We start from the raw sequence: 17,572 nt of genomic DNA on the forward strand, positions 1-17,572 counted from the left end.
GTGTTTACTGGTACTGCGAGTACGGGTTGCCCTGGAACTGGTTGTTCTGTTGTGGCGCCTGTTGCTGGGCACCTGGCTGGCCATACTGCTGGCCTGGGATCGGGCCGAGGTTGACTTCTACGCGACGGTTCTGGGCACGGCCGTTGACGTCGGCGTTGCTGGCAATCGGGTTATCCGGGCCAGCACCGCGGGCGCTCAGGTTGGCGCCGTTGACGCCTTGGGACGTCAGGTAGTTGGCCACGCTCTGGGCGCGACGCTGGGACAGGTCCATGTTCAACTGGCGGCTACCCGTGCTGTCGGTGTAGCCGACGATCTGGATAGTGTTCTGGTTGAACTGCTTGAGCGAGTTGGCCAGGTTGTTCAGCGGCTGGTAGAAGCTGCTGGAGATCGCGTCCGAGTTGGTCGCGAAGGTGATGTTGCCCGGCATGATCAGCTTGATCTGGTCACCCTGGCGCTGAACTTCAACACCGGTGTTGGCCATGCTTTCACGCAGTTTCTTTTCCTGCTGGTCGGCGTAATAGCCGTAACCCGCAGCGCCGGCACCCGCTACGACGGCGCCGATCAGTGCGCCCTTGCCACGGTTGTTGTGGTCGATAGCCGCACCCGCCAATGCACCGGCCAGGGCACCCAGGCCACCGTACTTGGCGGTCTTGCTCATACCGCCGGATTCATTACTCGCCTGTCCCTGGCTGCTGCCGTCATAAGGGTTAGGTGATGCGCAGCCGGACAACAGGGCTACGACGGTAGCGACAACAAGCAGACGACGCGAAGTGAACATGAAGGGAGCTCCTACTTTTGCATTCTATGGTGCAAAGGACATTGGCAATGGACCTGTGCCGAGTTTGGAACGCGACAAACGGTAAAAATTCCGTGGCTACAGAAACCGTAGCAGACGCACGCTGAACACGACCTGAGTTTTTGCGACAAGGCTTGCCTGTTATAGAACGCGTGCTTCCCGGAAATTATTCCTTTACGCCCGCACAAAAGGGTTCTCACGCATTTCATCGCCCAGTCGGGTATCCGGCCCATGACCGGTCACCACCGTCGCGCCCTCGTCCAGGGTGTACAGGCGCTGCTTGATCGAACGCACGATGGTCGCCTGGTCGCCGCCCCACAAGTCCGTACGCCCCACACCTCGACGAAACAGCGTATCGCCAGCAATCAGCAGCTTGGCATCGGCAAACCAGAAGCTCATCGATCCCGGCGTATGACCTGGGGTGTGCAACGCCACGCCACAGCCGCAGGCCAACTCCTCATCATGCTCCAGCCAGCGATCCGGCGAAGGCACCGGGATGTAGGGCACGCGAAACATCTGGCATTGCATTTCCAGATTGTCCCAAAGGAATTGATCCTCTTTGTGCAGGTGCAACGTAGCGCCGGTCTTCTCTTTCAACTGGCCGGACGCCAGGAAGTGATCCAGATGGGCATGGGTGTGGATGATGCTCACCACCTTCAGGCCCAAGGCATCGAGTCGCGCCAGGATCAGCTCATGATTGCCGCCAGGGTCGACCACGATGGCCTTCTTGCTGATGGGGTCGCCGATGATGGTGCAGTTGCATTGCAACGGGCCGACGGGAAAAGTTTCGCGGAAGAGGGTCGGCTTGGCGGTTTCCATTCAGGGTCCTGTCGTGCAAGTGAAATGTCGATTCCGGGCAAATATCGCCAGAATAATCGCACCATTAAAACAGACTGGGCCCCTCCTAGCCGATCAACCTCAGCTCTTGAGCCCTAGCCACCGCCTGGGTACGCCGCTCCACACCCAGCTTGCTGTTGATGTGGCTCGCGTGCGTCTTGACCGTGTGCAGGGAGATAAACAACCGGTTGCTGATCTCTTGGTTGGAACACCCCTGAGCAATCAATTGCAGCACCGCCAGCTCCCGCGCGCTCAACGTCTCATGGGTTGAAACAGCCTCCACCACCACGACCGACGGCAACAACGCCAGCAGACTCTGGTTCAGCAGCCCATGGGGATCTTTGGCAAGTTGCTCGCGCATCCAGTCTGGATGAGTCTCCAGCAAACGCTGGAAGGGTTGCAACGCGCCACCCATGCCGGCCTCAAGGGCCTGGGCAAATACCGGACGCGCCTTGGCCTCCTGGCCGTCCTCCAGCAGCAGTTGCACCTGCTGGGTCAGGGCCATCAGCGCGATCATCTGACGCCCGCTGTTGTGCGCCTGTTGCGCCAGTTCTTCAAGGCGCTGCAACGCTGCAGCAGGTTGGTGGCGAGTCGCGTCCAACGCAGCCTGTTGCAGCCCGATGTGCTGCGGCAGGTGTGGGTGGAACTCCGGCGCCGCGGCGGCGTGTTCGCCATTGTAGGTTTGCCCCAGGCGCGTCAACCAGGCGTCGGCCAGGTCGGTACGGCCCTGGGCCAGCCACAGCTCACACTTGATCAGGGTGATCATTGCCAGGTAGTAGATCGGCGGCACGTCCCAGATATGCATCAGGCGTTCGGCCTCGGCCAGTTCGGCGAAGGCTTTGGCAAAGTCACCCCTGCGCCCCTCGAAATTGGCGATCACACAATGGCCGATCAACACACTGATATCGCGACACGCGCGGGCTTCAGCAAGACCGGCACGCAAGCGGGCAAGACCCGCTTCGGGCTGGAGCCGCACCAGCAACAAAAAACCCTCGTAAAGCGATAACCGTGCACGCACCGCGTACAAGCGCTGCGGCGCCAGACCGTGCAGGCGTTGCAGGCCCTGGCGCACTTCATCCAGGGAACGCAGGATTTCGCCGCGCGCCTGCAACACCCGCGCACGGTCGTAATGGGCCAGGGCTTCGAACAAGGGGTTGCCGACGCGCTGCGCCAGTTCCAGGGATTCACGATTCAAGCCACGTGCACGCCACAGGTCGGCATCGACAATGGCCAGGTTGGACAGGGTCGACAAGCACATCAACCGCTGGCCATAACGCCGTTGCGGCAAGCTTTCCAGCGCCTCGCTGCAATAGCGCTGGGTCAGTTCGCGATCGCCCCGGCCACGGGCGATGATCCCGCTCAACGCCAGCCACTGGGCCAGCATCGATTTTTGCGCAGTGGCCGACGGTGCCGGCAGGAAGCGACTGAGATAGCTGGACAGTTCCTCCGCCGCATCCAGCTGACAGGCCAGGCCCAAGGCCCAGCTGTAGAGCACGATCAAGCGCGGCGTGCTGATCAGCAGGCTGTCGGGCAAGTCCATTTTCCAGCGCAGCAACATGCCTACGTTCTGCTCGGCCAGCAGCTGTTCTTCGGAAAGGTTTTGTACCAGATTCGCAGCCACATCCAGATGACCGGCGCGTAACGCCTGCTCCACCGCTTCATCGATCAAGCCTTGGGCATTGAACCAGCGACACGCGCGCAGGTGCAGGCTGGCTGCCGGCAGTACGTTGCTGCTGGCACGTCGCGTGCGCAGCAAATCCGAAAAAAGATGGTGATAACGGTACCAATGCCCCTGGTCGTCCAGCGGCACCAGGAACACTTGGTGCGCCTGCAGGTAACGCAGGATTTCGGCGCTGTCGTGAGCTTCACGCACCGCGTCGCAGAGTTCGCTGCAAAAACGGTCCTGAGGCGCGGTGTCGTACAAAAACGCCTGCACTTCGGTCGGCAGGCAGTCGATGACTTCTTCCAGCAGGTAATCGCGGATCAGCCCTTCGCCGCCGTGCAGGCTCTGCGGCAAGGCGCCGTCGCTGCCAGCCTCGGAGGCGGCCAACAGCCAGAAACGCAGGCCGGCGACCCAGCCTTCGCTGCGGCGGATCAGGCTGTCGAGGGCTTCGCCGCGCAAGGAACTGCTGTGGCGATCCAGCACGGCCAGTGATTCCTCGTGCGTCAGGCGCAGATCCTGTTCGTGCAGTTCCAGCAGGTGACGCGACAACCGCAGCCGCGCGAGATGCCAGTCCGGCCGCTGACGGCTAGTGACCAATACCACCAGGCCATCAGGCAGATGATTAAGGAAAAATTGCAGGCAACGGTCAAGCACGGGCCCCTGGGCCAGATGGTAATCATCCAGCACCAGCAATAACGGCGTGCGGGTAGACAGCTGCACCGCCAGCTCGTCGAGCAGACCATCGAGCCATTCTTCAAAGGCAAAGGGTTGATGACGCTGACGCATTTTCAGCAAGCCCAGGGATTGGGCGCCGAGTTGCGGGAAGAATTGCTGCAAGCCGTCGAGCAGGCGTTCGAGGAAACGCCCAGGGTCGTTGTCCCGTGGGCTGAGGCCCAGCCACAGGCTTTGCCAATGGGCCGGCAAGCTCTGGCAGAACTCCACCGCCAACGAACTCTTGCCGAAACCTGCCGGTGCGCTGACCAGTAACAGCCGCCCTTCCAGCCCGGCGCTCAGACGTTCGCACAGGCGCGGGCGCAGCACATAGCCGTCAGGCAGCGGTGGCCTGTAGAAGCGACCTTCCAGGGTCGGGATTACCGCACTGGCAGGCCCTTGGATTCGGGACAGATCAGTCATCGCCGGGCTCTTGTAGAAGGCTGTTGTCGGCATTGCAGATGTCCGCAGACTAGCGGTAAAAGCCGCCGGTTTGTAGATCTTTGCTACAAATGACTGAAAAAGAACTGCGACAAAAAAATACGCGCACAAAAAAGCCCCGAACCGGTCGGGGCTTCTTTGCGAGGATGCGGCCTCGGTTAACGCACGTTAGCGAACACCATCCTGGCGCAGGGCCGCCGGGGTGAAGTCGCTGGTGGTGGCGGTGAAGCCAAAGTCATACGCCTGCTTCTCTTCGTTCTTCATGCCCAGCGCCAGGTAACGGCCGGACTGCAGGTCGTAGAGGGTTTCCAGGGCGTACCACGGCACTTGCTTGTCGTAGTAGTTCTCGGCATGGGCTTCCGCCACGCGCCACAGTTGGCCACGACCGTCGTAGTGGTCGATGACCGCTGCTTGCCAAGTGTCTTCGTCGATGAAGAAGTCACGCTTGGCATAGATGTGGCGCTGGCCTTCCTTCAAGGTGGCGACCACGTGCCAGACGCGACGCAACTCGTAGCGGGTCAGGTCCTGGTTGATGTGGCCGGCCTTGATGATGTCGGCGTACTTGAGCTTCGGATCGTCGATCTTGTAGCTGTTGGAGGCGATGTAGATTTCTTTCTTGCCGTCCAGCTTCCAGTCGTAGCGATCCGGTGCACCGTTGTACATGTCGAGGTTGTCGGAGGTACGCAGGCCGTCGGCTGCGGTGCCTGGCCCGTCATAGGACACTTGCGGCGCCCGGCGCACACGGCGCTGGCCGGCGTTGTAGACCCAGGCCGAACGCGGCTCCTTCACCTGGTCCAGGGTTTCGTGCACCAGCAGCACACCACCGGCCAGACGTGCTGGCGCGGTCACTTGCTGCTTGAAGTAGAACAGCACGTTGCCTGGATTTTTCGGGTCGTAGTCCTTCATCTTGTCGCGGAACACGAACTGGTCGCGGAAGTACACCAGGCTGTAGGAGCCGTTGGTTTGCGGCGTAGCCTGGGTTACCAGACGGGTTACGCTGCCGCCGCGATAGCGGGTGATGTGGTTCCAGATCACCTCAACACCGCTTTTCGGGATCGGGAACGGCACCGCGGTTTCGAAGTTTTCCAGACCGTTGCCGCCAGACACCAGGTTGGTGGTGGTGGCGTTTTTCTTGATGGACGCAAACACCTCCGCCGGCACGGTGGCACCGCGATGGGTCGGGTAGACCGGCATTTTGAAGGTTTCTGGGTAGCGCTTGAACATCGCGTACTGCCCCGGCGCCAGCTTGTCCTTGTACTGCTCGACGTTCGCCGCGGTGATGGTGAATTGCGGTTGTTCACTGGCGTACGGGTTGGCCAGGAATCCACGGGCGTCAACGGCGCCTGCGTTGGTGGGCAGCGGCGACCATTTAGGAATGGTGCCCGCAGCGTTACCAGCCATTTCGGCGCCCATCGGGGTCAGGGTCGTGCCCAGCTTGGCGGCTTCATCCGCCGACACTGCCGCCATGACGTTGCTCGCCAGGATCGACAGCCCAAGCACACCCACGTGCAACAGACTTTTAGTTATTTTCATGCTCTGGTCTTCCTGAAAATACATGCATCTAAAAAGAGTGTGCTTAGAAGTTCACGCCAAGGCTGAGCGCAACAAAGTCTCGGTCATTCACCGTAGTGAAATCGCCACCGAAGAAGTTGGTGTAGTTCAGGCTGGCGGTGTAGGTGTTCTGGTATTCGGCATCCAGACCCAGGCTGACGGCCTTGCGACCCTCTTCGAAGTTGGCGCCTGGGCCAGGGGAGTAACCCTTGACGTCATGGGACCAGGCCACGTTCGGCTTGAGGTTCACACCCGCGAAGACATCCGGGTATTCCCAGATGGCCCGACCGCGATAGCCCCACGAAGTGGCGGTGGTGAAACCATCATTGTTGCAGTTGGTGTTCAGGCCGTTCGCGCTACCCAAGCCAGCGCCTTGAGCGGTAGAGAAGTTGAGCGCTGCACAGGCATTGTTCGGAAGCGAGCCAGGACCGAAGACCGGGTCACGACCGTAACGCACGTCCGACTTGCTTTCCAGGCCACCCACATGGGTAACACCCACTTCACCTACCAGCGTCAAGCGGCTCGCGCCCATCACTTGGTCGAAGAAGTGAGTAAAGGTGGTTTGGAACTGGGTGATTTCCTTACGACGATAACCATGCAGGTCTTGGCCTGGGCTGCCATTGAGCAACGATGCATTGCCCAATACCGGCCCGCCAATCGGCTTGACGCCAGCAAAAAGGATATCGGTAGAGTTCAGCTGTACCGGCGCGTTTGGACGGTAGCTCAACTCACCACTCCACGCGGTGCCGGTTGGCAATGTGGTGGAAAAGCTCAAGCCATAGAGCCGAATGTCTTCTGGGTACTCGATGAAGTAATTGGAGTTACCCGCGACAACCAATGGGCGCAACTGTGGCGGCAGCCCAGGCGTAGGACCGGTGTAGGCCGACTGCGGAGCACCCTGAGCACTGAAAATCGGCGCACGGCTGTGATAGTTCATGAAGTAGGCGCCGAACTCTGTGTCCAACGGCTCGAAGTTGTAATGGAACGCAACGCCGAATTGGCCACTGTCGCGCGCATCACGGTCCGGCCCACGACGAACCAGCACGCCCTCGTTGTTGACGTCCACACCCGCAGCCGCCAATCCTGGGTTAAGTGCGGCCGGTAGTGTACGGCGGCTGTTCAGCACGCGAAGGTTGTCCTTACAGCCATCAGACACGATGTCCGGTTGCGAGAAGAACGTACCGCAGTTATCGGTAACCGTCTGGTCCCATTCCAGCTGATAGAACGCTTCCGCCGACAAGTTATCGGTCAGCGTCTGCGACACATAGAACATATTGACCGGAATCAAGCCTTCCTTGACTTCAGCCCCCGGACGACGGAATGCCGACACGTCGATCGGGTTGATGGAGTTGATGCCGCCACCGATGAAGGTACTTTCGCCCCAACTCACCACCTGCTTGCCGAATCGTACGCTGCCGGGCTGGTCGGCAATTGCGTAGTTGTGGTAGATGAACGCGTCGAGAATTTGTCCACCCGAGGACTTGGCGCCCTCCTTACGGTTGTTGTCGCTGATGTCCTTGAACTCACGACTTTCATCCTTGAGTTCGAAGTCATACCAGTACTTGCCACGCACAAATACGCCGGTGTCGCCGTATTTCAGCTCCAGATCATGGATGCCCTTGAAGATTTTCGAGAACGTCTCGCCACGCTTGAAGTTCAGGTGACCGTCATCGGAGGTCTGGGACAGACCATTGCCACCATTGTTGGCGCCGATCAGATCCTGATTGGGCTTGGCTGTCGACCAACTGGCACCCACGGAAAGCGACGAGTCAAAACTCCCTTCGATTTCACCGATGTTGAAACTGACGCCGAATGCGGGCCCGGCGAGCGTAGAAGCGAGACTGACGGCCAGGGGCAGTCTTGCCCGGCGCCAGAACTGGTTTACTGAGGTCATCGACGCTACTCCATGTGCATTATTGTTATGGCAGTGAGTTCTTTCTGTGATGCGTGTAACGGCCGGAATACAACGATTCCAATGCCGCTCGGCAGCCGAGCCCCCATGGCCCGAAGCGGAACATCCTTGAAAAACTCTGGAAGGGACTATAGCCAGCAGGGGGTAGTGCTTGATCCCTCTAAAGTGTGATTTGCATCACCGACCCGTCTGCCACGACCCTTTCGCCACGTCGGCGGAAGCCGACGCGGCAAGGATGGCTGAAAATCGGCAAATCACAAGTAAAGGTGCCAGATAGAGCATTGCCGTGCCCGAACGGGCACGGCGAGAGGCGTCAGAGGGTGGACAGGAAGGTGCTGTTATTGGCCTGCCATTCGATGATGTCGATGCGGATACGTTTTTTGTCGAGCTTGCCGACACTGGTCTTGGGAATTTCAGTAACAACGGCGATCTGGCTCGGAATCGCCCACTTGCTCAAGTGGCCCAGTTCCACGAACGGCTTGAGGTGTTCCTTGAGCTCGCGGGCCCCTATCACATGGCCATCACGCACCACCAGCAACGCAAACGGACGCTCGCCCCACTGCGGATCGGCGATGCCCACCACCGCTACTTCGCGTACCGCCGGGTGACGGCTGACCAAGTCTTCGAGGGCCAGGGAGGAGACCCACTCGCCACCGGTCTTGATCACATCCTTGATGCGGTCGCGGATGTCGATCACGCCAAAGGCGTCCAGCGTGGCGACGTCGCCGGTGTGCATCCAGCCGCCTTCCCACAGCTCGGCGCCTTTTTGCGGCTCGTTGAAATAGCCTTCGCTGAGCCACGGTGCGCGCAGCACCAGCTCACCTTGAGACTCACCGTCGGCCGGCAGGAAGTTGCCGTCGCCATCAATGATCGCGGCCTCCACCAACGGCCCGGGCACGCCAGCCTTGATGCGGTAAGTGGTGCGCTCATCCTCGCTGCCAGCCATCAGTTCTTCGTTGAGATGGGCGCAGGACACCAATGGCCCGGTCTCGGACATGCCGTAGGCGGCGGTCAACTGAATGCCACGGGCCTTGGACGCTTCGTACAGCGAACGGTTAAGCGCACTGCCGCCGATGACGATTTTCCAGCCACCGAAATCCACGTCCTGAGCCGCCTTGGCGTTGAGCACCATTTGCAGGATGGTCGGTACGCAGTGGGAGAAGGTGACCTTTTCCTTGCGCCACAGCTCCACTAGGTACTCCGGGTCGTAACGGCCGGGATAGACCTGCTTCAGGCCCAACATGGTCGCCACGTACGGCAAGCCCCACGCATGCACATGGAACATCGGCGTGATCGGCATGTACACGTCGTTGGTGCCCAGCAACCGCACGCTGTCGACGCTGCCCATGATGGTCGCCACGCCCATGGTGTGGAGCACCAACTGGCGGTGGGTGAAATACACGCCCTTGGGGTTACCGGTGGTGCCGGTGGTGTAGAAGGTGGTGGCGACGGAGTGTTCGTCGAAGTCCTGGAAGTCGTACTTCGGGCTGGCGGCGGCCAGCAGGGTTTCGTACTCGCCCACCAGGTTGGGCAGTTCGGCGGTCTTGGACTCACCGTCGGTAAGCAGCAGGGTCTTGTCGACCGTGGTCAGCTGCCCGGCAATCGCCTGGTAAAGCCCCACGAACTCACTATTGACCAACACAAAGCGGTCCTCGGCGTGGTTCATGGTGTAGAGGATCTGTTCCGGCGACAGGCGCACGTTGATGGTGTGGATCACCGCACCAATCATCGGGATGGCAAACATGCATTCCAGGTAACGATGGCTGTCCCAGTCCATCACCGCCACGGTATCACCGGCTTTCACGCCCGCTTCAGTCAGCACATTGGCCAGGCGCGCAACGCGCTCGATCAGGGTGGGGTAGGTGTAGCGCAGTTTGTCGCGGTAGACGATTTCCCGGGTCTTTTCATAGCGGGTGCCGGACATCAACAGGCGTTTGATCAACAGCGGGTATTGGTACGCACCTTCGGCGGGCGGAATGACGCGGGTCTGCAACATACGAATCCCTTTTATGACTGCACGGTCTTGGCTGAAAGAACTGCACTGTAGAGCGCTTATGTTTCAGCCAAATCAGCCAAAGGAATGATTTGCAGACCCCAATGAATGCTAGCTTTGCGCCAGCATCCAGCTTACTTCATGCTGGTGAAGGCCAGCTTGACCCCAATCGCAATCAACACCGCGCCCATGGTCCGATCAAACCAGTGCCCCATCCGCGCAAACCCGGCGCGCACGCGCTGTTGGCTGAACAACATCGCCACCAGGCAGAACCACAGCGCCGTCGCTACCGCCAGGTAAACGCCGTAACCGGCCTGGATCGCCAGCGGTGTGTGGGGGTTGATCACCACGGTGAACAATGACAGGAAAAACAGCGTGGCCTTGGGGTTCAAGCCATTGGTCACGAAACCAGCGGTGAATGCGCCACGCGGGGTGCGCTCGCCCGCTTCGCGGTGCAACTCGCCTTCGGCGGCAGGTTTGGCCGGCTGGGCGCGCAGGGCTTTGAAGCCGATGTACAGCAGGTAGGCGGCGGCCGCCCATTTCAGCGCGTTGAACAACACGATGGACTGGGACACGATCAAGCCGATACCGAGCAACGAATAACCCACGTGCAGGAAAATCGCCGAACCGACGCCCAGCGCAGTCCAGGTGCCGGCGCGACGGCCGTGGGTCACACTTTCACGTACCACCACCGCGAAATCCGGGCCGGGGCTGGCCACCGCCAATAAGTGAATCAAGGCTACGGTCAAAAATTCGGCGGCGTACATGCTCACTCCAATTAAGTAACTGATTATTTCATCTGATAGGCTCGGGAGATTACGCCTTCGAACCCTGTCGCAAAAGGTACAGTTGATGACGAACAATCGCCGCGCCGTCTTTCTTGATCACCCGTCCCTGGACCTGGGGGACCTCGACCTCAGCGAGCTGCGAGGCAGCTTCAGCGAGTTGCAGTTGTTTACCGGCACCACGCCGCAGAACGTGATCGAACGCGTGCAAGGCGCCCACGTGGTCATCAGCAACAAGATCGCGCTCAGTACCGAAACCCTGGCGGCTTGCCCGGAACTCAAGCTGATCCTGGTGTCGGCCACCGGCACCAACAACGTCGACCTCGACGCCGCCCGCGCCCACGGCATCACCGTGAGCAACTGCCAGGGCTACGGCACGCCGTCGGTGGCGCAGCACACGATCATGCTGTTGCTCAACCTGGCGACGCGCTTGACGGATTATCAACGGGACGTCAGCGCCGGCAAGTGGCAGGAGGCCAAGCAGTTCTGTCTGCTGGACCACCCGATTGTGGAGCTGGAAGGCAAGACCCTCGGCCTGCTCGGTCATGGCGAATTGGGCGGCGCAGTCGCGCGACTGGCTGAAGCGTTCGGCATGCGTGTTGTGCTCGGCGCTATTCCAGGCCGGCCAGCGCGGGCCGACCGCGTGCCGCTGGATGAACTGCTGGCGCAGGTGGACGCACTCACCCTGCACTGCCCACTCAACGAACACACCCGCGACTTTATCGGCGCCCGTGAATTGGCACTGCTTAAACCTGGCGCGTTTGTGGTCAACACCGCGCGTGGTGGCTTGATCAACGAGCAGGCCCTGGCGGACGCCTTGCGCAGCGGCCATCTGGGCGGCGCGGCCACCGATGTGCTGAGCGTGGAACCGCCGGTGAATGGCAACCCACTGTTGGCCGGTGACATCCCTCGACTGATCGTCACCCCGCACAACGCCTGGGGCAGTCGCGAAGCGCGCCAGCGCATCGTCGGCCAACTGGCGGAAAACGCCCGGGGCTTTTTCAACGGCGCCCCGCTGCGCGTCGTCAGTTGATAAACTGCGCCCCTTTTCAAGGAGCAGACCATGGATCCGCGCAGTGAAGTACTGCTTCGTCAGGCCGAACTTTTTCAAGGCAACCTGCTGCTGGTAGGGTTGCCTGCCGACGACCTGCTGGGTCGCCTGCCCAATGCCCACGGCTGGTGCTGGCATGCCGGCGATCAGGCGGCACTCGACGCACGTTTCCCCGAGCGCAGCCAGTTCGGCGTGAACGCGCCTGACCGGGCGTTTGATACGGCGGTGATCTTCCTGCCCAAATCCAAGGACCTCACCGACTACCTGCTCAACGCCGTGGCCTCGCGCTTGCCCGGCGCCGAGCTGTTTTTGGTCGGCGAGAAAAAAGCCGGTATCGAAAGCGCCGCCAAGCAGCTGATCCCCTTCGGCAAACCGCGCAAGCTCGACAGCGCGCGGCATTGCCAGCTGTGGCAGATCACCGTGGCCAACGCCCCGCAGGCGGTCGAGCTGGAGAGCCTCGCGCAGGTCTTCGACGTGCCGCTGGCCGAGGGCCCGCTCAAAGTGGTGAGCCTGCCAGGCGTGTTCAGCCACGGGCGCCTGGATCGTGGTACCGAGTTGTTGCTGGAGCACTTGGACAAACTGCCCAGCGGCCATCTGCTGGACTTCGGTTGTGGTGCCGGCGTGCTGGGGGCTGCGGTCAAACGTCGCTACCCGCACAACACGGTGACGATGCTCGACGTGGATGCCTTCGCCGCCGCCAGCAGTCGCTTGACCCTGGCCGCCAATGGTCTGGAAGCCGAGGTGCTGACCGGTGACGGCATCGACGCGGCACCCATGGGTTTGAACGCGATTTTGAGCAATCCGCCGTTCCATGTCGGCGTGCACACCGATTATTTCGCCACTGAAAACCTGCTGCGAAAAGCGGCGAAACACCTGGCAAAAGGTGGCGAACTTCGCCTGGTCGCCAACAGCTTCCTGAAGTACCAGCCGCTGATCGAAGAGCACCTGGGCGTGTGCGCAATCAAGGCCGAAGGCAATGGTTTTCGCATCTACCGTGCCAAGCGCGGCTGACGGGCGTTTGAAAAAGAAGGCTTGCCGAATGGATTTTGCCTAGGCAGAATCCGCTCCGTCCTAGGGGAGTAGTCTCCCACGAGCGCCACGCTCGTCCGGCATACGTCAACATACTTGGTCAGCAGACCATGGCGTATGCGACCCAGGAGTCCGCACAGACGGACCGGGGTTTGACAAGACCTATGACACGCACACCTTACCCGGGGCGGGAAGGCTGTACGTGTCATAGCCGTGTCGACCCGCCCCTGGAAACCTACCTGATGCTGGATTCACTACTCGTTCCTACCGCAATCGTTGCCTTGGCCGAAATCGGCGACAAGACGCAACTGCTCGCGCTCATCCTTGCCGCACGCTTTCGCAAACCCTGGCCGATCATCGCCGGCATCGTCGCCGCGACCCTGGCCAATCATGCGGCGGCCGGTGCCGTGGGGGCCTGGTTCGGCAGTTTCTTCTCGGATGCGGTGTTGCACTGGATCCTGGCGGCGAGCTTCTGCGCCACGGCCTTGTGGACCCTGGTGCCAGACAAACTCGACGATGACGAAGCCAGCACCACGCGCAAATTCGGTCCGTTCCTGACCACGCTGATCGCGTTCTTCCTCGCGGAAATCGGTGACAAGACGCAGATCGCCACGGTGATGCTGGCGGCGCAGTACCCGGAGTTGTGGCTGGTGATTATCGGGACGACCCTGGGCATGCTGATTGCCAACGTGCCGGTGGTCTTGGCGGGGAATTTTGCGGCGGAGAAACTGCCGTTGACGCTGATTCGTCGACTGGCGGCGTCGGCGTTCTTCATCCTGGCGATTGTGGCGGTTTACAAGGCCATGCAGAGCAGCGGTTGGATCTAAGGCTGCAAACCCGACCCAATGTGTGAGCGGGCTTGCTCGCGAATGCGGAGTGTCAGTCACCATATGTTCTGACTAATCCACCGCTTTCGCGAGCAAGCCCGCTCCCACATATGGATCTTCACCATACCTTTCGTATCAGGATTTTTTTGCCTGCTGGTACAGCGGCATCACCTTCGGAATCGCCGCCTGCAACGAGGCGATTCGGCTGTCGGACGCCGGGTGAGTACTCATGAACTCCGGCGGCGCACCTTCCGAGGCTTTAGCCATTTTGTTCCACAAGGTGATGGCAGCGTTCGGGTTGTAGCCGGCACGGGCCGACAGCTCCAGGCCGATCAGATCCGCTTCGTTTTCATTGCTGCGGCTGTTGGGCAAGGTCATGCCGTAGTTGGCCACGGTATCGGCCAATGCCAGGCTGTCCTGGCCGAGGCCGAACAAGGCACCGGCGCCCTGCTTGGCCATCTCGATACCGTAGGCCTTGGACATGGCTTCACGGCCGTGTTCACGCAAGGCGTGGGCGATTTCATGGCCCATCACGGCGGCCAGTTCGTCATCGGTGAGCTTGAGGTTATCGATCAAGGCGCTGTACACGAAGATCTTGCCGCCAGGCCCGCAGTTGGCGTTCATCTCGTCGCTCTTGATCAGGTTCACTTCCCACTTCCATTGCGCGGCATCCGCACGGAAGGTCGGCGCCTGGGCGATCAAGCGGTTGGCGATGGCCTGCACGCGCTTGGCGTTGGCGCTGGTCTTGTCCACCTGGCCCTTGCTATTGGCTTCGCCCAACGTCTGCTGGTAGGACTGGGCATACATCTGGTCGACTTCCTGGCTCGACAGCATGCTGAACATGTACTGCTTGCGCTCAACCCCAACGGCGCCGCCGCTGGTGGTGTTGACCGACTGACACCCGGCCAGCAGCATCGCTGCAACCAGGCCGCTAACTGCCAATGACTTCTTCATGAACCTCTCCCTGAAAAAACGCCCTTAAAACATGGCGCGTATCGTAGGCGCTCGTTTGTATCGACGCCAGATACACCAGACGTGTAACCGCTGATTTTCGGATACATCCCACCGCACCCACAACGGCGGCGGGCATTCCATTTGCGACACCCCAAACATTTTTGTAGGACAACCCCTAATGCCCTGCGCGCCCGTGGCCGATACAAAAAGGCGGATTCTCTCCCCTGTGCCCGGAGCCTTCATGAAATTCAAGTCGATCCAATTTTCCGTCGCGGCACTGGCCGGGGCGATTGTCCTGAGCGTGGTCGCAGTGCTGGTGCTGTACGCCTTGTTTGCCGGAGCGCGGACCCAAGAGATGGTGCAGGATCGCACCCAAGTGCAGTTTGAACAGATCATCGAGCAGCGCCTGACCGCCCTGGCCCAGACCCAGGCCACCCTGATCCAGCGCGAACTCGAAGCACCGCTGGTGACCGCCAAGAGCCTGGCCACCGCCAACGCCCTGCTCGGCATGAAAGACGCCAAGGGCGAGCCGGCCCTGCAAGTCGGCCGAGAGCAATTGATCAACCTGCTGCATGAAACCGTGGTGCGCAACCCGAAGATCCTCGGCGCCTACATTGGCTGGGAGCCCAACGCGATCGATCATAACGACGCGGCCTATGTGAACAGCCCCATTGTCGGCATGGCCGCCGACGGCCGCTTCCTGCCGTGGTGGTATCGCAACGCCGATGGCAGCCTAGGCCTGGACAAGCTTGCCGACGTCAACGACCAGAACATCCTCTCCACCGGCGTACGCGCCAGTGAGTACTACCTGTGCTCAAAGGAAAACAAAAAGGCCTGCGCCATCGACCCTGCCCCTTATAAGGTGGGCAACGCGATGGTGATGCTGGCTTCGTTCATCGAGCCGATCATGATCGACGGCGCGTTCCAAGGCATTGTCGGTGCCGACCTGTCGGTGAACTTCATCCAGGATATGCTCACCAGCGCCGACCAAAAACTCTACAACGGCGCGGGTGAACTGGCGCTGATCTCCAGCAACGGTCGCCTGGTGGCCTACACCAAGGACGCCAGCAAGCTCGGCGAAAAGGCCAGCGACCTGCTCGACAGCAATGAACTGGCCAACCTCGGCCAGTTGAAAGTCGGCGAAGTGCGCTACGACATCGACAAGGAACACGGGCACATCGAACTGTTCCTGCCGTTCAATATCGGCCAGGCCGACGCGCGCTGGACGCTGATGCTGCAACTACCGCTCAGCGCCGTGATGGCTGATTCGCAGAAGCTGCAAAGCGACCTGGAAGCCCAGCGCAAGACCGACATTTTCGGCATGACCATCGCCGGTCTGCTGATCGCGGGTATTGGTTTGCTGGTGATCTGGCTGGTCGGCCACGGCATTGCCCGTCCGCTCAAGCAAATGGTCGCGATGCTCAATGATATCGCCCAGGGCGAAGGTGACCTGACGCGGCGCCTGACCAGTGACCGTGCCGATGAACTGGGCGCGATCGCCAGCGGCTTCAACACCTTCCTGATCAAGCTGCAAGGCATGATTACTCAGGTGGTGAGTTCGGTGCAGAAGGTCAGCGATTCCTCGGAACACACTGCCGACATCGCGATCCGTACCAACCAGGGCGTGCATAAGCAGATGGTGGAAATCGACCAGGTCGCCACCGCCGTGCATGAGATGACCGCCACTGCGCAAGACGTTGCACGCAACGCCACCCAGGCCGCCCAAGCTGCCAGCCATGCCGACCAGGCCGCGAGCCAAGGCATGCGTATTGTGCGCGACACCTCCACCTCCATCGGCGCACTGGCCGAGGAAATCGGCAAAGCGGTGAGCGTGGTGCAAACCTTGGCCAAGGACAGCGAGAACATCAACGCCATCCTCACCGCGATTCGCGGGATTGCCGAACAGACCAACCTGCTGGCGCTCAACGCCGCCATCGAGGCGGCGCGGGCCGGTGAGCAAGGTCGTGGATTTGCAGTGGTCGCCGACGAAGTGCGCAACCTGGCGCAGAAGACCCAAAAGGCCACCGAAGAAATCCAGACCATGATCCAGCAGTTGCAACAAGGCACGCGGGACGTGGTGCGGGTGATGGAGGACAGCCAGAACCGCACCGATGAAAGCGTGCAACACGCAGCCAAGGCGGCCGAAGCGCTGGAGACGATCACCCAGGCCGTCTCGGTGATTAACGACATGAACACACAGATCGCCAGTGCCGCCGAGGAACAGAGCGCGGTGGCCGAGGACATCAACCGCAACGTGATCAATATCGGCCAGGTGGCCAATGAAGTGGCGGGCGGCGCAGATGAATCCAGCGCGGCCAGTGCGGACTTGACCAAGCTGGCGGAGCAGCAGCGCCGGCTGATCAATCAGTTCAAGGTCTAAGCCGGGGTCAGGCACTCCGGCCCATTGAGCTTGGGATCGTTGACCATGTTGGCCAGCACCCGTTCGCGCAGCGCGACGGGCTCACTGGCCAGCAGGCCTTGCAATACATGCAACGGCGTCTCGGGATCGAGCCAGGCTGCCTGCCCGGCCTCATCCAGAATCAGCGGGCGACGCTGGGCCTGCGCCGCCTGGGTCACCACCGCCGTGCTCAGCCACACCTGTTCCTGCACCGGATACGCTTCCCAGATCGCGGCGAAAAACAACGTGGAGCCCTCCCCCGGCGTCAGCCAGTACGGGCGTTTGCGCTGGGTGCCGCGCCATTCGTAGAACCCATTGGCGGGCAGCAGGCAACGGCGCTGGCGGAATGCTTCGCGGAACATCGGTTGTTCGGCCAGGGTTTCGGCGCGGGCATGGGCGGGCGTGCGGGAAAGATCGGTCAACCACGGCGGCGTGAGACCCCAGCGAGCGCGGGCCAGGGTGCGCTGGCCATCGGTGACGCGCTGGATCAGTACCGAATCATTCGGGGAAATATTCCACTGGGCCTGCTGATCGGCCGGGAAGCCCGGCAAGGCAGCAAAGGCAGGGTTCCAGCGAAACAGGGCATAACGTCCACACATGGGGCAACACGACTCTTGGGTAAAC

Annotated in this window: 13 protein-coding genes, 1 pseudogene and 1 riboswitch; of the genes and pseudogenes, 5 read left to right on the forward strand and 9 right to left on the reverse strand. The window is 60.9% G+C overall.

Going from position 1 to position 17,572, the window contains the following annotated elements; translation table 11 throughout:
- Nucleotides 1-4 precede the first annotated feature (4 nt).
- The 7 genes from HX812_RS05350 to HX812_RS05380 form a co-directional block, all read right to left on the reverse strand.
- Complete coding sequence (locus HX812_RS05350; protein ID WP_012722283.1) at nt 5-778, reverse strand: OmpA family lipoprotein; 774 nt, start codon at nt 776-778, stop codon at nt 5-7.
- A 192-nt stretch (nt 779-970) separates the two neighbouring features.
- Nucleotides 971-1,615 (reverse strand): MBL fold metallo-hydrolase, encoded by a 645-nt coding sequence (locus HX812_RS05355; RefSeq protein WP_038849891.1) that lies wholly within the window; start codon nt 1,613-1,615, stop codon nt 971-973.
- A gap of 85 nt (nt 1,616-1,700) precedes the next feature.
- Nucleotides 1,701-4,430 carry a LuxR C-terminal-related transcriptional regulator gene (locus HX812_RS05360; protein ID WP_038849890.1) on the reverse strand — a complete coding sequence of 910 codons (2,730 nt, stop codon included), beginning with the start codon at nt 4,428-4,430 and terminating at the stop codon, nt 1,701-1,703.
- Between the two features lie 186 nt (nt 4,431-4,616).
- Nucleotides 4,617-5,981, reverse strand: coding sequence for a DUF1329 domain-containing protein (locus HX812_RS05365; RefSeq protein ID WP_177074784.1), 1,365 nt, complete (start codon nt 5,979-5,981; stop codon nt 4,617-4,619).
- Between the two features lie 43 nt (nt 5,982-6,024).
- Nucleotides 6,025-7,893, reverse strand: a complete 1,869-nt coding sequence (locus HX812_RS05370; RefSeq protein WP_038849886.1) for a DUF1302 domain-containing protein — start codon at nt 7,891-7,893, stop codon at nt 6,025-6,027.
- 331 nt (nt 7,894-8,224) lie between these two features.
- A complete protein-coding gene (locus HX812_RS05375; protein WP_016978296.1) occupies nt 8,225-9,907 on the reverse strand; it encodes a fatty acid--CoA ligase in 1,683 nt (560 codons plus the stop codon).
- Nucleotides 9,908-10,038: 131 nt separating this feature from the next.
- Nucleotides 10,039-10,671 carry a LysE family translocator gene (locus HX812_RS05380; RefSeq protein WP_010213066.1) on the reverse strand — a complete coding sequence of 211 codons (633 nt, stop codon included), beginning with the start codon at nt 10,669-10,671 and terminating at the stop codon, nt 10,039-10,041.
- Nucleotides 10,672-10,756: 85 nt separating this feature from the next.
- On the opposite strand from HX812_RS05380, the gene HX812_RS05385 reads away from it, so the two are divergent.
- The 3 genes from HX812_RS05385 to HX812_RS05395 all read left to right on the forward strand — a co-directional run bounded on the left by HX812_RS05385 (nt 10,757) and on the right by HX812_RS05395 (nt 13,596).
- Nucleotides 10,757-11,722 (forward strand): 2-hydroxyacid dehydrogenase, encoded by a 966-nt coding sequence (locus HX812_RS05385; RefSeq protein ID WP_038849884.1) that lies wholly within the window; start codon nt 10,757-10,759, stop codon nt 11,720-11,722.
- A gap of 30 nt (nt 11,723-11,752) precedes the next feature.
- Nucleotides 11,753-12,751: a class I SAM-dependent methyltransferase gene (locus HX812_RS05390; RefSeq protein WP_038849882.1), complete on the forward strand. Its 999-nt coding sequence runs from the start codon at nt 11,753-11,755 to the stop codon at nt 12,749-12,751.
- A 51-nt stretch (nt 12,752-12,802) separates the two neighbouring features.
- A riboswitch (yybP-ykoY riboswitch) is annotated at nt 12,803-12,922 on the forward strand.
- Nucleotides 12,923-13,011: 89 nt separating this feature from the next.
- A complete protein-coding gene (locus HX812_RS05395) occupies nt 13,012-13,596 on the forward strand; it encodes a TMEM165/GDT1 family protein (RefSeq protein ID WP_016978300.1) in 585 nt (194 codons plus the stop codon).
- Nucleotides 13,597-13,731: 135 nt separating this feature from the next.
- On the opposite strand, the gene HX812_RS05400 is transcribed toward HX812_RS05395, so the two are convergent.
- Nucleotides 13,732-14,550 carry a M48 family metallopeptidase gene (locus HX812_RS05400; RefSeq protein WP_038849881.1) on the reverse strand — a complete coding sequence of 273 codons (819 nt, stop codon included), beginning with the start codon at nt 14,548-14,550 and terminating at the stop codon, nt 13,732-13,734.
- Nucleotides 14,551-15,871: 1,321 nt separating this feature from the next.
- Between HX812_RS05400 and HX812_RS32305 the strand changes: the two are divergent.
- Together HX812_RS32305 and HX812_RS32310 are read left to right on the forward strand one after the other, a co-directional pair.
- Nucleotides 15,872-16,072, forward strand: a pseudogene (locus tag HX812_RS32305) (HAMP domain-containing protein); the annotation flags it as partial.
- A 114-nt stretch (nt 16,073-16,186) separates the two neighbouring features.
- A complete protein-coding gene (locus HX812_RS32310; protein ID WP_370590777.1) occupies nt 16,187-16,930 on the forward strand; it encodes a methyl-accepting chemotaxis protein in 744 nt (247 codons plus the stop codon).
- On the opposite strand, the gene HX812_RS05410 is transcribed toward HX812_RS32310, so the two are convergent.
- Complete coding sequence (locus HX812_RS05410; RefSeq protein ID WP_016978303.1) at nt 16,927-17,547, reverse strand: SOS response-associated peptidase; 621 nt, start codon at nt 17,545-17,547, stop codon at nt 16,927-16,929. The two genes, HX812_RS32310 and HX812_RS05410, sit on opposite strands and share 4 nt — an antisense overlap.
- Between the last annotated feature and the right edge of the window lie 25 nt (nt 17,548-17,572).

This window comes from Pseudomonas sp. IPO3749, assembly GCF_013386605.1.
Taxonomy (GTDB): Bacteria; Pseudomonadota; Gammaproteobacteria; order Pseudomonadales; family Pseudomonadaceae; genus Aquipseudomonas; species Aquipseudomonas azotoformans_A.